Source organism: Massilia sp. MS-15 (assembly GCF_020176695.1).
Taxonomy (GTDB): Bacteria; Pseudomonadota; Gammaproteobacteria; order Burkholderiales; family Burkholderiaceae_D; genus Telluria; species Telluria hydrophila.
On the sequence record NZ_JAIWIA010000027.1, the window covers coordinates 14,164 to 26,847 of the forward strand.

Below are 12,684 nucleotides of genomic sequence, written 5' to 3' on the forward strand. Positions count from 1 at the left end.
CTCAGAACGGCAGTTCCGCGTCCGGCCTGGCCGCCAGGATCACCGACTTGAACTCGGCCTGGATGCGCGCCAGGGCCTCCGGATTCTCGCCTTCGAAGCGCAGCACGACTACCGGGGTGGTGTTCGAGGAGCGGGCCAGGCCGAAGCCGTCCGGATATTCCACCCGCAGGCCGTCGATGCCGTTGATGCTGGTGGAGCTCGGGAAGCTGGCGTTGGCGCGCAGGCTGTCGATCAGCGCGAAGTTCTCGCCCTCCTTCAGGTGCAGGTGCAGTTCCGGGGTGCTCGAGGCGATCGGCAGGCTGTTCAGCAGCCTGGAAGGATCGCTTTCCCTGGCCAGGATCTCGAGCATGCGCGCGCCGGCATACAGGCCATCGTCGAAGCCGTACCAGCGATCCTTGAAGAAGATGTGGCCGCTCATCTCGCCGCCCAGCGGCGAACCGGTTTCCTTCAGCTTGGCCTTGACCAGCGAGTGGCCGGTCTTCCACATCAGCGGCTTGCCGCCGGCCTGCTCGATCCAGGGCGCGAGGTGGCGCGTGCACTTGACGTCGTACAGGATCTCGGCGCCCGGGTTGCGCGACAGGACATCGGTGGCGAACAGCATCATCTGGCGGTCAGGGAAGATGATCTGGCCGTCCTTGGTGACGACACCCAGGCGGTCGCCGTCGCCGTCGAAGGCCAGGCCGATCTCGGCGTCGGTGTCCTGCAGGGCCTTGATGAGGTCCTGCAGGTTTTCCGGGTGCGCCGGGTCGGGGTGGTGGTTCGGGAAGTGGCCGTCCACGTCGCAGAACAGTTCGACGACCTCGCAGCCCATGCCGCGGAACAGGTCGGGGGCGAAGGCGCCGGCCACGCCGTTGCCGCAATCGACCGCGATCTTGATCGGGCGCGCCAGCTTGACGTCATTGACGATGCGTTCCAGGTAGGCTTTGCTAATGTCATGGGTGCCGTATTCGCCGCGCTGTTCAGCGATCTTCTGGTCGTACGCCGCGATGCTGTCGTGCAGGGCCAGGATGGCGTCGCCATGGATCGCCTCGCCCGCCAGCACCATCTTGAAGCCGTTGTAGTCCGGCGGGTTGTGGCTGCCGGTGACCATGATGCCCGAGCGGCTATCGAGCACGTTGGTGGCGAAGTAGACCATCGGGGTGGCGACCATGCCGAGGTCGATCACGCCGACGCCGGCGTCGCGCAGGCCTTCGGCCAGGGCCGCGGCCAGGCCGGGACCGGACAGGCGGCCGTCGCGCCCGATCACGACCTTGCGCTCTCCCTTGGCCAGCGCGGCGGCGCCAAAGGCGCGGCCGATATCGCGCGCGATGCCTTCGTCGAGCGTCTTGCCGATCACGCCGCGAATGTCATAAGCCTTGAAGATGGTTTTCGAGAGAGGGAGCATGGTTTCCTTGAAAAGCGGGAGGCGCGGGCGTGCATGAGCCGCCGGGGAATCGGCGCCGAATGATCGGGGTGGCTAGTTGGAGGAATGACAAATGCGGCTATTGTAGCGGCAAGCAGCGTCGCGTGGGAATCGGACGGACCGCTTGCGCGCGCGGTGCGCGGCCGCCGGAGCGGCCGCGGAGGAGACCCGGGCCTGCGTTCAGACGCGCAGCTTGTCGAGCGACTTGCCGCCCTCGACCCATTCCTTGACCCATTTCGGCTGGCGGCCGCGGCCGGTCCACTGCTGCGACGCATTGTCGGGGTGACGGAAGCGCACGGCGACGGTATTGCCTTTATTCGATGCGCCCTTGGCGGCGCCGCGGCCGCCGGTGGCCAGCAGGTCCTTGAGGGGCACGCCAACGCTTTGCGCGATGGCCAGAATCTGTTCGCGCGCTTTTTGCACTTCCTGTACTTCGCGCGTTTTCATCTCCTGCTTTATTTGCTCCTGCAGGTTGCGCAAATCGCTTATGGACATATTGGACAGATCCATCTTGGTTCCCTCGTCAGTGAAAAAGTTGAAACAGATTAAAGCAGCTTGATGCAGCCTCCGTTACAGAATCCGTTACAGAATCTGTTACGGCATGGCGAGAATCTCACCAAATTTCGCGACATACTATCATTAATACTTCATTTCCGCTTTTTATTGTGCAGGAAAAGCCAGCGTGGCGACTTGAATCGAACAATACGCGCATATAACCAGAGGTAACTGATTATAAACAACAAACTGAAGAAGATCAGAAGTCCGGTGTTTTTCCAGAACACGGTTGCGGGAATCACTGCCATCAAGGAAAAGAGCCATAAATAGGGCGAGGTGCGCGCGTTCCGTTTCATCAATGCGCGCGCTTCACGCGGACCGACGGTCCATTGCACGATGCGGCGAAATATCAGGCTATGCAGATGAATACCATCCGGGAGTGCCGGCGATTTACCGCGCACGAACATCCGGCGATAGGCCGAGAATAAGGTTTCGAATGCGGGATAGATCAGCAGCAGCGCGGCATACCAGGTCGACACGCCAGGATTGCGCATCACCAGCAGCAGTGCGAGTTCGCCCAGCATGAAACCGATGAAGTAGGCGCCGCCATCGCCGAGGAATATCAGGCCGACCGGGTAATTCCAGATCAGGAAACCGGCCGCGGCGCCAGCCACGATCAGCGCCGTCACCAGCACGTACATGTCACCGACCTGCAGCGCCACATAGGCCAGCGACAGCAGCATGCAAATGCTGACCATGCTGGCCAGCCCATTGAAGCCGTCGATAATGTTGACCGCATTCGCAATGCCGGCCACCGCCAGCACGGTCAGCGGCAGCACCAACAGGTTCAATTGCAGCGGCAGCACGCCCCAGGGTAAATCCAGGCGCACCAGTTTCGCGCCGAGCAGGTAATACGCGAGCAATGCCGCAAGCATCGTGAGCAGCAGCCGGCGGCCCGGAGAAACGCGGCCGGTACAGTCTTCGACGATGCCTCCGGCCATGGCGATGAATGCGCATCCGATCAGCGATGCAAGCCACGGACCGAGCGTCAATTCGCGCAGCGTCGAAATGGCGCCGCTGAATAGGACCGCGAGAAAGATCGGGATTCCGCCGATACGCGCGACCGCATGGGTATGGAACTTCTGCACACCTTCATAATCGCTGTCCAGCGCCGCGCCATTGCGCTTCGCGTACTTAATCACCAGCAGGGTCAGCAGCGCGCAGGCTACGAAACTGACGAAAAAGGAGAACATTATTATGCTTTCGGTGCAATTACGTGAGCCGCTTTCGCATACGCGTCCGCGGAAAAACCACGGCACGCCGATCCCGCAAATGGTGGCCCATTGTACCGGAATGGACCGTGTTTTCCGGAAGCGGATACACGGCTGTGCGCCCTCATTCGACTGGATCAAATGCGCGCAGCATTTTCCCCGCGGCATGCGCCGCAGCGTCTCTGCGTGAAATCATTTAGTATCCGAAAATGCCGGCCACCCGGCACCGCTTACTTCGCTTCACCAGGACGACAATCACCATGAGAACCTACGCCATCGGCGACCTGCAGGGCTGCGCCCACGAAGCCCGGCTCCTGATCGAACGCATCGCCGACGACGCCCGGCAACACGGCCCGGAAGCACCGCGCATCCTGTTCGTCGGCGACCTGATCAACCGCGGTCCGGATTCGCTGAGCGCGCTGCGCCGCATGAAGGCGCTGTCCGAGGCCGATCCCGGCCGTGTCGAGGCCCTGCTCGGCAACCACGACCTGCACCTGATCGCGGTTGCCGCCGGCGCGCAGCGCGCCAGCCGTTCCGATACGCTGGAAGAGATCCTGGCCGCGCCCGACCGCGACGACCTGGTCGCCTGGCTGCGCCAGCGCCCCCTGGCGATGTTCGTCGATGCCCACCTGCTGGTGCACGCCGGCGTCGCCCCGCAATGGGATGCGGCGCAGACCATGGCGCTGGCGCACGAGGTGGAAAGCGCGCTGCGCGGCCCCGACTGGATCGATTTCCTGCGCGAGATGTATGGCAACGAGCCGGACCGCTGGGACGAGGGCCTGCGGGGCAGCGCGCGCCTGCGCTGCATCGTCAATGCGCTGACCCGCATGCGCCTGTGCGCGCCGGACGGGCGCATGGACTTCCTGCACAAGGAAAGCGGGCAAGGGCCGCAAGGCTCGGACCTGCTGCCCTGGTTCGATCTGCCGCAGCGGCGCACCCGCGACGTGACCGTGGTGTTCGGCCACTGGTCGGCGCTGGGCCTGGTACTGCGGCCGAACCTGGTGGGCCTGGACAGTGGCTGCGTGTGGGGCGGGAAGCTGACGGCGGTGTGCCTGGACGACCGCTCGCTGCTGCAGGTGGATTGTCCCGAGTATCGGGAACACAGCGGCAAACAGTGATGCCCGTTTGCGGTCAGCGCTTGAGCTGGCTCAGGTCGCGCACGGCCCCACGATCCGCCGACGTCGTGAGCGCCGCATACGCCTGCAGCGCCTGCGACACATAGCGCTCGCGCCCCGCCGGCTTCCACGCATCCGCACCGCGCTCTTCCATCTTTCCGCGGCGCTGCGCCAGTTCCTCGGCACTCACGCGCAGGTCGATCGTGCGGTTCGGGATGTCGATGTCGATCATGTCGCCCTCTTCCACCAGGCCGATCGCGCCGCCTTCGGCCGCTTCCGGGGAGGCGTGGCCGATCACCAGGCCCGAGGAGCCGCCCGAGAAGCGTCCGTCCGTGAACAGCGCGCAGGCCTTGCCGAGTCCCTTGGACTTGATGTACGAGGTCGGGTACAGCATCTCCTGCATGCCCGGACCGCCCTTTGGGCCCTCGTAGCGGATGATGACGACGTCGCCGGCCTGTACCGTGTCACCGAGGATGCCCTCGACCGCCGCGTCCTGGCTCTCGAACACACGCGCCTTGCCGGAGAATTGCAGGATGCTCTCGTCCACCCCCGCCGTCTTCACGATGCAGCCCTTCTCGGCGATGTTCCCGTACAGGACCGCCAGGCCGCCATCCTGCGAGTAGGCGTGCGCGCGGTCGCGGATGCAGCCCGTGCTGCGGTCCAGGTCGTTCTCGTCGAAGCGCTCGGCCTGCGAAAAGGCGACCTGGGTCGGCACGCCGCCCGGCGCCGCGCGGAACAGCTGGTGCACGCCTGGATCGTCGCTGCGCTTGATGTCGTACTTCTCGATCGCTTCACCCATCGTGGGGGTGTGCACGGTGGGAAGCGAAGTGTCGAGCAGGCCGGCGCGCGCGAGCTCGCCCAGGATCGCGAAGATGCCGCCGGCGCGGTGCACGTCTTCGATGTGGTACTTGTCGGTCATCGGCGCCACCTTGCACAGGCAGGGCACCTTGCGCGAGATGCGGTCGATGTCGGCCATGCTGAATTCCACGCCGGCCTCGTGCGCCGCCGCGAGCAGGTGCAGCACGGTGTTGGTGGAGCCGCCCATCGAGACGTCCAGCGCCATCGCGTTCTCGAACGCCGCCCTGGAGGCGATCGAGCGCGGCAGCACGGAATCGTCGTCGCCTTCGTAGTGGCGCTTGGCGATCTCCACGATCAGGCGGCCGGCGCGCAGGAACAGTTCCTTGCGGTCCGCGTGGGTGGCGAGGATGGTGCCGTTGCCCGGCAGGGACAGGCCCAGCGCCTCGGTCAGGCAGTTCATCGAGTTCGCCGTGAACATGCCCGAGCAAGAGCCGCAGGTCGGGCAGGCCGAGCGCTCGACTTCCGCCACGTCGGCATCCGATATCTTGCTGTCGCCGGCCTGGATCATGGCGTCGACCAGGTCGAGCTTGATGATCTTGCGGTCATTATTCACGACCTTGACGACCTTGCCCGCCTCCATCGGGCCGCCGGAGACGAACACGGTCGGGATGTTCAGGCGCATCGCGGCCATCAGCATGCCGGGGGTGATCTTGTCACAGTTCGAGATGCACACCATGGCGTCGGCGCAGTGGGCGTTGACCATGTACTCGACCGAGTCGGCGATCAGGTCGCGCGACGGCAGCGAGTACAGCATGCCGCCGTGGCCCATGGCGATGCCGTCGTCGACGGCGATGGTGTTGAATTCCTTGGCCACCCCGCCGGCCGCTTCGATCTCGCGCGCCACTATCTGGCCCAGGTCCTTCAGGTGCACGTGGCCGGGCACGAACTGGGTGAAGGAATTGACCACGGCGATGATCGGCTTGTCGAAGTCGCCGTCCTTCATGCCGGTGGCGCGCCACAGGGCGCGCGCGCCGGCCATGTTGCGGCCCTGAGTGGTGGTGCGGGAACGGTAGGTGGGCATGCTGGTCTCCTCGGCGGGCTGGGCAAAGCACCAGCGTGCCCTGCGGGCTGTGAGTTGTCCAATATATGATTCAGCGTGCTGTGATACGTTTTATGTATCAGTGACGACGTGTGCCGCGAGCGCCGCGCCGATCGCCTCCTGGGCCACCCTAGCCAGGTCGCGCCGGTGCGCGCCGGTGGCATCGATCGGCGCCAGGCATTGCAGGCGGGCCTGCACCGGCTCGCCCTCCAGGATGCGCAGCAGGCTGTCCACGAAGGTGGTTTCGCCCACATACTCCACCGCGGCGTGGTAGCCCCCCGCGGCATCGACATAGCTCAGCGCATACGGCTGCACCGCGACCCCGGCATCGATCGCGGCCTCGAACAGGTTGGCGTGGAAAGGCAGCACCTCGCCCTGCAGCGAAGTGGTCCCTTCGGGGAAGAAGGCGACCCGCTGGCCGCCGTGCAGCACCGCCACCAGGCCCTTGAACAGGTGGCGCAGCTCGCGCCGGTTGCCGCGCGCGATGAAGACGGTGCCGGCGCTGGCCGCCAGCCAGCCCAGCACCGGCCAGGAGCGGATCTCGGCCTTGGCCACGAAGCGGCAGGGGTACAGGGCGTTGATCACGAAGATGTCGAGCCAGGACACGTGGTTGGCCACCACCAGCGCATGCGCGGCCGCCGGCGCGCCGGGTAGCTGCGCCACGCTGACCCGGCACAGGCCGAGCAGGCGGCGCGACCAGCGCCGCGTCAGGCGCTCGCGCAGGGCGCGCGAGGCGAGCGGGAACACCAGCGCGGACGTCGCCAGGCCCGCCACCAGGTGGACCATGACGCGCGCCAGGCGCAGTGAACGGAGAAGGCCCGGCCGGAGCTTCACGACGAGAAGGAGAAGGCAAGCTGGCGGACGGCGGGCGCCGTCCGCCCGGCTCAGCGCTGGAAAGCCACGCGGCCGCGCACGACCGTCGCGCGCACCTGGCCGGCCAGCTCGAAGCCGAGGAAGGGGGTGTGCTTGCCCTGGCTGGCCAGCGCCTTGCGCTCGACCTTCCAGCGCGCCTGCGGATCGAACACGATCACGTCGGCCGCCGCGCCCACCGACAGGGTGCCGGCCGGCAGCCCGGCGATGCGGGCCGCCTCGACGGTGACCTTGGACAGGGCCTGCGGCAGCATGTCGCCGTTGCGCTGCTCTTCGGCCCACTTCAGCGTCAGCGCCAGCAGCAGTTCCAGGCCGGTCGCGCCGGGTGTCGCTTCGGCGAAGGGCAGCAGCTTCTCGTCGTCGTCCACCGGCGTGTGGTCGGAGCAGATCGCATCCACGGTGCCGTCCAGCAGCGCGTTGCGGATCGCGTCGCGGTCGCGCTGGCTGCGCAGCGGCGGGTTGAAGCGCGCGTTGGGGTCGAAGAAGCCGATGTCGGCGTCCGTCATGTGCAGGTGGTGCACGCCGACGTCGCAGGTGAGCGGCAGGCCTTCCTTGCGGGCCGCGGCCACCAGCGCCAGGCCGGCGGCGGACGACATGCGGCACAGGTGCACGCGCGCGCCGGTGGCGCGCATCAGCTCGAAGATCGTGTGCAGGGCGATGGTTTCGGACATCACCGGCACGCCCGACAGCCCCAGGCGCGAGGCCAGCGGGCCGCTGTGGGCCACGCCGCCGCGCCCGATGTGGGCGTCCTGCGGGCGCAGCCAGACCGTGTAGCCGAAGGTCCTGGCGTACTGCATGGCGCGCAGCAGCACGGTGGTGTCCAGCACCGGCACCTCGGCCTGCGAGAAGCCGATGCAGCCGGCCTCGGTCAGCTCAGCCATCTCCGTCAGGGATTGGCCCTTCAGCCCCATCGTCAGCGCGCCCAGCGGGTGCACATTGGCCTGGTCCAGCATGCGCGCGCGGTGCTTGAGCATCTCGACCAGGCCCGGCTCGTCCAGCACCGGGTCGGTGTCCGGCGGGCACACCAGGGTGGTCACGCCGCCCTGCATCGCGGCCTGCAGTTCCGATTCCAGCGTCGCCCTGTATTCGTAGCCCGGCTCGCGCAGGCGCGCGGACAGGTCGACCAGGCCGGGGGCGACCACCAGGCCGGCCGCGTCGATGGCCTGGTCGGCGCTGAATCCAGCCGGCGCGCTGCCGAGGGCGGCGATCACGCCGTCGGCAATGAACAGGTCCTGGACCGCGTCGATGCCGTTCGCCGGGTCGATCACCCGGCCGTTCTTGATATGCAGTTTCATCTGTCCGAACTTCACGCCCTGCCTCCCGCCAAAATACTCATCACTGCCATGCGCACCGCGATGCCGAAGGTCACCTGCGGCAGGATCACCGCCTGGCTGCCGTCCGCCACCGCCGAATCGATCTCGACCCCGCGGTTCATCGGTCCCGGGTGCATCACGATCGCATCCGGCTTGGCCAGGGCCAGGCGTTCCGGGGTCAGGCCGTAGCTCTTGAAATATTCCTGGGCCGAGGGCAGCAGCGCGCCGCTCATGCGCTCGTTCTGCAGGCGCAGCATGATGATCACGTCCACATCCTTCAAGCCTTCATCCATGCTGGTGAAGGTGCGCACGCCCATTTCCGCCAGGCCGCCCGGCAGCAGGGTGTGCGGGCCGATGGCGCGCACTTCCGGCACGCCCAGGGTGGTGAGCGCATGGATGTCCGAGCGCGCCACGCGGCTGTGCAGGATGTCGCCGACGATGGCCACCCGCAGGTTGGTGAAGTCCTGCTTGTAGTGGCGGATCGTGTACATGTCGAGCAGGCCCTGGGTCGGGTGCGCGTGGCGGCCGTCGCCGGCGTTCACCACGTGCACGTGCGACTGCTGCGTCTCGATCAGGTGCTTGGCGATCAGGTAGGGCGCGCCCGACTGCGCGTGGCGCACCACGAACATGTCGGCGTGCATGGCCGACAGGTTGTCGATCGTGTCCAGCAGCGACTCGCCCTTGCTGGCCGAGGAAGCCTGGATGTTCAGGTTGATGACGTCGGCCGACAGGCGCTTGGCCGCGATCTCGAAGGTGGTGCGGGTGCGGGTGCTGTTCTCGAAGAACAGGTTGAACACGCTCTTCCCGCGCATCAGCGGGACTTTCTTGACTTCGCGGTCCGAGATGCCCACGAAGCTCGACGCGGTGTCGAGGATGTGGTTGATGACCGCCTTGGGCAGGCCTTCGATGGTGAGCAGGTGCTGCAGCTCGCCGTGCTGGTTCAGCTGCGGATTGGTAAACAGTTTCGGCATGATCAGTGGGAAGCGTCGGAAGCGTCGGAAGCGTCAGTAGCGGCGGAATCGTCCTCGATGGTCAGCGCCAGCTGGCCGGCGGCGTCGCGCTGCAGGCACAGCGACTGTTGCGGCGCCAGCTCGGCGCGGGTGCCGACATAGTCGGCCGCCACCGGCAGCTCGCGCCCGCCCCGGTCGGCCAGCGCCGCCAGCCGGATGCAGGCCGGGCGGCCGTAGTCGAACAGCACGTTGATCGCGGCGCGCACGGTGCGGCCGGTCTGCAGAACGTCGTCCACCAGCACGACCGTGGCGCCATCGACCGGGAAGCGGATGTGGGTCGGCTTCACGTCCGGATGCAGGCCCTTCCTGGCATAGTCGTCGCGGTAGAACGAGACGTCGATGGTGCCGAAGCGGCCGCTGAGGTCGAGGTCGCGCGCCAGGCGTTCGGCCAGCCAGGCGCCGCCCGAATGGATGCCGACGATGGCGGGCTCTGGCACCCCGTCCAGGCCCGCGCGGACCTGGCCCAGCAAATCGCGGTAGAGCGCCTCCGCGTCGTAGGCGTGTTTAGATGTTGGCATGAGCGTCGAAGTATTGTTGCAAAATGATGGCGGCCGCCTTGGCGTCGATGATCTCGCCGCGTTTTTTCGGGATGACGGCGGATGAATAGCGCTCGTCGACGAGTTCGACGGGCAGGTTGTAGCGGCCGTGGAGCTGGTTGGCGAAGCGGCGGCTGCGCAGGGTCATGTCGTGCTCGGCGCCGTCGGGATGGCGCGGCTCGCCCACCACCAGGCGCGCCGGCTTCCATTCATTGATGAGTTCGCCGATGACCCGGAAACGGGTGGCGTTGTCGACCGCCTGGATGACGGTCAACGGCTGGGCTTGCCCAGTGAGGGTATTGCCCATGGCGATGCCGATACGCTTCAGCCCGAAGTCGAACCCCAGGACGATCTCAAGCACAAGCCGACTCGGACACGCGAGCTCCTTCTTTATGCATGGCCGGCTTCGGTGGCAAGCATGAGTGGATCGATTCCCAGCAGCCTGATGGCGGCGGTGTACCGGTCCTCGATCGGCAGGTCGAACAGGACACGGGCGTCGGCACCGACCGTGAGCCAGCCGTTGCGCGCGATTTCTTCCTCGAGCTGGCCCGGGCTCCAGCCGGCATAGCCGATCGAGACCAGCATGCGGGCCGGGCCGGCGCCGCTGGCCACCGCTTCCAGCACGTCGATCGAGGTGGTGAAGGCGACGTCGTCGGTGACGGTGAGCGAGGACGAATAGCGGCCGCCCGGCGAGTGCAGCACGAAGCCGCGGTCGTCCTGGACCGGTCCGCCGAACATGATCGGCTGCTCCGCCACCGAGGAGCGCAGGCCGGGCGCCAGCTTCAGGTCGACACGGTCGAACAGCACCGACATCGTCATGTCGGTCGGCTTGTTGATCACCACGCCCAGCACGCCCTTCTCGTTGTGCTCGCAGACGTAGACCACGGTGCCGCCGAAGATCGGGTCCTGGATCGATGGCATCGCGATCAGGAAGTGATTGGCAAGGTTCAGTCCAGACGCGACGGGGCCGATCTTGCCCAGCGCTGCGTCAGGTTCCGGCGGCCTGCCCGGCATCGCTAGAGTGCTGCCAACTTTGCTTTTTTTCATACGATTGCTCTCACATGGGCTCACTCTGGTTAAGCACCGGGGCGCCGCGGGCGGCGTCCTGGAACGCGAAGTGTCCACAAGCCAATATTAGGCTTTTCGATAGTTTACACCGAATCCGCCCGGGGCCCATCGAAGCGCCCCGCTTCGGGCGCCTGGACACGCTGGCAACGACCCGCCTCTGTCCCGTCCAGCTGCCGGGACGGCGCTTTAGGAAGAATCCTACCCAGTACAATCCGCCGACACCTTGACCCTGCACACGATGATGAAAATGAGCAACAGCCTGCTATGGTTCCGGCGTGACCTGCGGGCATTCGATCATGCGGCCCTGCACCGGGCCTTGACCTCGTCAAACTGTGTGCATTGCGTTTTCGTGTATGACAGCGACATCCTCGATCCGCTGCCACGCGACGACCGGCGCGTGCGTTTCATCCACGCCAGCCTGGCCAGCCTCGACGCCGAACTGCGCAGGCTCGGTGGCTACCTGATCGTGCGGCAGGGCCGCCCGCTTGAAGTGATTCCGGCGCTTGCGGCCGAGCTGGCCTGCGACGCGGTATGGGTATGTGCCGATTATGAACCCGAGGCGGTCGAACGTGACGCACGGATGGCAGCCCTGCTCGCCGCGCAGGGTCGGAAATTCCTGAGCGTGAAAGACCAGGTCGTGTTCGACAGCGGCGACGTACTGACCCTGGCGGGCGGGCCGTTCTCCGTGTTCACGCCCTACAAGAAGGCCTGGCTCAAGCGCCTGGCGGCGCAGCCGGAAGCGCTGGCCGCCTACCCGGTCGACGCGCATGCCGATGCCTTCGCCGCGCCCGCCGGGCCGGCGCGGCTACCCACGCTGGCGCAGCTCGGCTTCGCCGAGGGCCCGCTGCCGGCACCGGCCGGCATGGAAGGGGCGGCCGACCTGTTCGAGCGCTTCCTGGCGCGCCTGCCCGACTACGGCCGGGCGCGCGACTTCCCGGCGGAAGACGCCAGCTCGCGCCTGTCGGTCCACCTGCGCTTCGGCACCACCTCGGTGCGCCACCTGGTGCGCAGTGCGCGCGCGCTGCAGGACAGCGGGGCCGGCGGCAGCGGCGCCACGGTGTGGCTGTCGGAACTGGTCTGGCGCGAGTTCTACATGATGATCCTGGCGCGCCATCCGCAGGTCGTCACGCGCGCGTTCAAGCCGGCCTTCGACACGCTTGCCTGGGACGAGGGGCCGGCGGCGGACGCCCTGTTCGCCGCCTGGTGCGAGGGCCGCACCGGCTACCCGCTGGTGGACGCCGGGATGGCCCAGCTCAATCACACCGGCTTCATGCACAACCGCCTGCGCATGGTGACAGCCAGTTTTCTCACCAAGGACCTGGGCATCGACTGGCGCCGCGGCGAGCGCTATTTCGCGCTCAAACTCAATGACTACGAGCTGGCCTCGAACAATGGCGGCTGGCAGTGGGCGGCCTCGACCGGCTGCGATGCCCAGCCGTGGTTCCGGATCTTCAACCCGGTGACGCAGTCGCAGCGCTTCGATGCGCAGGGCGACTTCATCCGGGAATGGGTGCCGGCGCTGGCGCGCCTGGGAGCGAAGGAGATCCATGCGCCGTGGCTGCTGGCGCCCGCGCTGCTGGCGGAGCGCGCCCTGGTGCTGGGACGCGATTATCCGCTGCCGGTGGTCGAGCACGACGCGGCGCGCCGGCGTACGCTGGAGCGCTTCGGCCGCCTGAAGAAGGCGCAATAAAAGGACGCGCCGCCGCC

General features: G+C 66.7%; 12 protein-coding genes. 2 read left to right on the forward strand and 10 right to left on the reverse strand.

Features of this window, described 5'->3' with window-relative positions; all coding sequences use genetic code 11:
- Window position 1: 1 nt before the first annotated feature.
- The 3 genes from LCI23_RS11290 to LCI23_RS11300 form a co-directional block, all read right to left on the reverse strand.
- Complete coding sequence (locus tag LCI23_RS11290) at window positions 2-1,384, reverse strand: phosphomannomutase/phosphoglucomutase (RefSeq protein ID WP_224946563.1); 1,383 nt, start codon at window positions 1,382-1,384, stop codon at window positions 2-4.
- A 198-nt stretch (window positions 1,385-1,582) separates the two neighbouring features.
- A complete protein-coding gene (locus LCI23_RS11295; protein WP_224946564.1) occupies window positions 1,583-1,912 on the reverse strand; it encodes an H-NS family nucleoid-associated regulatory protein in 330 nt (109 codons plus the stop codon).
- Between the two features lie 137 nt (window positions 1,913-2,049).
- Window positions 2,050-3,150, reverse strand: coding sequence for a glycosyltransferase (locus LCI23_RS11300; protein ID WP_224946565.1), 1,101 nt, complete (start codon window positions 3,148-3,150; stop codon window positions 2,050-2,052).
- 278 nt (window positions 3,151-3,428) lie between these two features.
- Here LCI23_RS11300 and LCI23_RS11305 point away from each other — a divergent pair, with 278 nt between their 5' ends.
- On the forward strand, window positions 3,429-4,286 hold the full coding sequence (locus LCI23_RS11305; RefSeq protein WP_224946566.1) for a symmetrical bis(5'-nucleosyl)-tetraphosphatase: 858 nt from the start codon (window positions 3,429-3,431) through the stop codon (window positions 4,284-4,286).
- 13 nt (window positions 4,287-4,299) lie between these two features.
- Here LCI23_RS11305 and ilvD read toward each other — a convergent pair whose 3' ends face one another.
- From ilvD to LCI23_RS11340, 7 genes are all read right to left on the reverse strand, one after another.
- A complete protein-coding gene (gene ilvD / locus LCI23_RS11310) occupies window positions 4,300-6,162 on the reverse strand; it encodes a dihydroxy-acid dehydratase (protein WP_224946567.1) in 1,863 nt (620 codons plus the stop codon).
- Window positions 6,163-6,252: 90 nt separating this feature from the next.
- Window positions 6,253-6,966, reverse strand: coding sequence for a 1-acyl-sn-glycerol-3-phosphate acyltransferase (locus tag LCI23_RS11315; RefSeq protein ID WP_224946568.1), 714 nt, complete (start codon window positions 6,964-6,966; stop codon window positions 6,253-6,255).
- A 98-nt stretch (window positions 6,967-7,064) separates the two neighbouring features.
- On the reverse strand, window positions 7,065-8,345 hold the full coding sequence (locus tag LCI23_RS11320; RefSeq protein WP_224946569.1) for a dihydroorotase: 1,281 nt from the start codon (window positions 8,343-8,345) through the stop codon (window positions 7,065-7,067).
- Between the two features lie 11 nt (window positions 8,346-8,356).
- On the reverse strand, window positions 8,357-9,334 hold the full coding sequence (locus tag LCI23_RS11325; RefSeq protein ID WP_224946570.1) for an aspartate carbamoyltransferase catalytic subunit: 978 nt from the start codon (window positions 9,332-9,334) through the stop codon (window positions 8,357-8,359).
- 2 nt (window positions 9,335-9,336) lie between these two features.
- On the reverse strand, window positions 9,337-9,891 hold the full coding sequence (pyrR, locus tag LCI23_RS11330; protein WP_224946571.1) for a bifunctional pyr operon transcriptional regulator/uracil phosphoribosyltransferase PyrR: 555 nt from the start codon (window positions 9,889-9,891) through the stop codon (window positions 9,337-9,339).
- A complete protein-coding gene (gene ruvX, locus LCI23_RS11335) occupies window positions 9,878-10,270 on the reverse strand; it encodes a Holliday junction resolvase RuvX (RefSeq protein WP_224946572.1) in 393 nt (130 codons plus the stop codon). Before ruvX ends, pyrR begins: the two co-directional genes overlap by 14 nt.
- Before the next feature lie 29 nt (window positions 10,271-10,299).
- The gene (locus LCI23_RS11340; protein ID WP_224946573.1) at window positions 10,300-10,956 is read right to left on the reverse strand and encodes a YqgE/AlgH family protein; all 657 of its coding nucleotides are present in this window, start codon (window positions 10,954-10,956) and stop codon (window positions 10,300-10,302) included.
- Window positions 10,957-11,218: 262 nt separating this feature from the next.
- Here LCI23_RS11340 and LCI23_RS11345 point away from each other — a divergent pair, with 262 nt between their 5' ends.
- On the forward strand, window positions 11,219-12,667 hold the full coding sequence (locus LCI23_RS11345; protein ID WP_224946693.1) for a deoxyribodipyrimidine photo-lyase: 1,449 nt from the start codon (window positions 11,219-11,221) through the stop codon (window positions 12,665-12,667).
- Window positions 12,668-12,684: the final 17 nt, after the last annotated feature.

Excerpts from the sequence above, each read along its gene's own strand:
- LCI23_RS11290 (WP_224946563.1), bottom strand. The coding sequence starts at position 1,384 with ATGCTCCCTCTCTCGAAAACCATCTTCAAGGCTTATGACATTCGCGGC.
- LCI23_RS11295 (WP_224946564.1), bottom strand. The coding sequence starts at position 1,912 with ATGGATCTGTCCAATATGTCCATAAGCGATTTGCGCAACCTGCAGGAG.
- LCI23_RS11300 (WP_224946565.1), bottom strand. The coding sequence starts at position 3,150 with ATGTTCTCCTTTTTCGTCAGTTTCGTAGCCTGCGCGCTGCTGACCCTG.
- LCI23_RS11305 (WP_224946566.1), top strand. The coding sequence starts at position 3,429 with ATGAGAACCTACGCCATCGGCGACCTGCAGGGCTGCGCCCACGAAGCC.
- ilvD (WP_224946567.1), bottom strand. The coding sequence starts at position 6,162 with ATGCCCACCTACCGTTCCCGCACCACCACTCAGGGCCGCAACATGGCC.
- LCI23_RS11315 (WP_224946568.1), bottom strand. The coding sequence starts at position 6,966 with ATGGTCCACCTGGTGGCGGGCCTGGCGACGTCCGCGCTGGTGTTCCCG.
- LCI23_RS11320 (WP_224946569.1), bottom strand. The coding sequence starts at position 8,345 with ATGAAACTGCATATCAAGAACGGCCGGGTGATCGACCCGGCGAACGGC.
- LCI23_RS11325 (WP_224946570.1), bottom strand. The coding sequence starts at position 9,334 with ATGCCGAAACTGTTTACCAATCCGCAGCTGAACCAGCACGGCGAGCTG.
- pyrR (WP_224946571.1), bottom strand. The coding sequence starts at position 9,891 with ATGCCAACATCTAAACACGCCTACGACGCGGAGGCGCTCTACCGCGAT.
- LCI23_RS11340 (WP_224946573.1), bottom strand. The coding sequence starts at position 10,956 with ATGAAAAAAAGCAAAGTTGGCAGCACTCTAGCGATGCCGGGCAGGCCG.
- LCI23_RS11345 (WP_224946693.1), top strand. The coding sequence starts at position 11,219 with ATGAAAATGAGCAACAGCCTGCTATGGTTCCGGCGTGACCTGCGGGCA.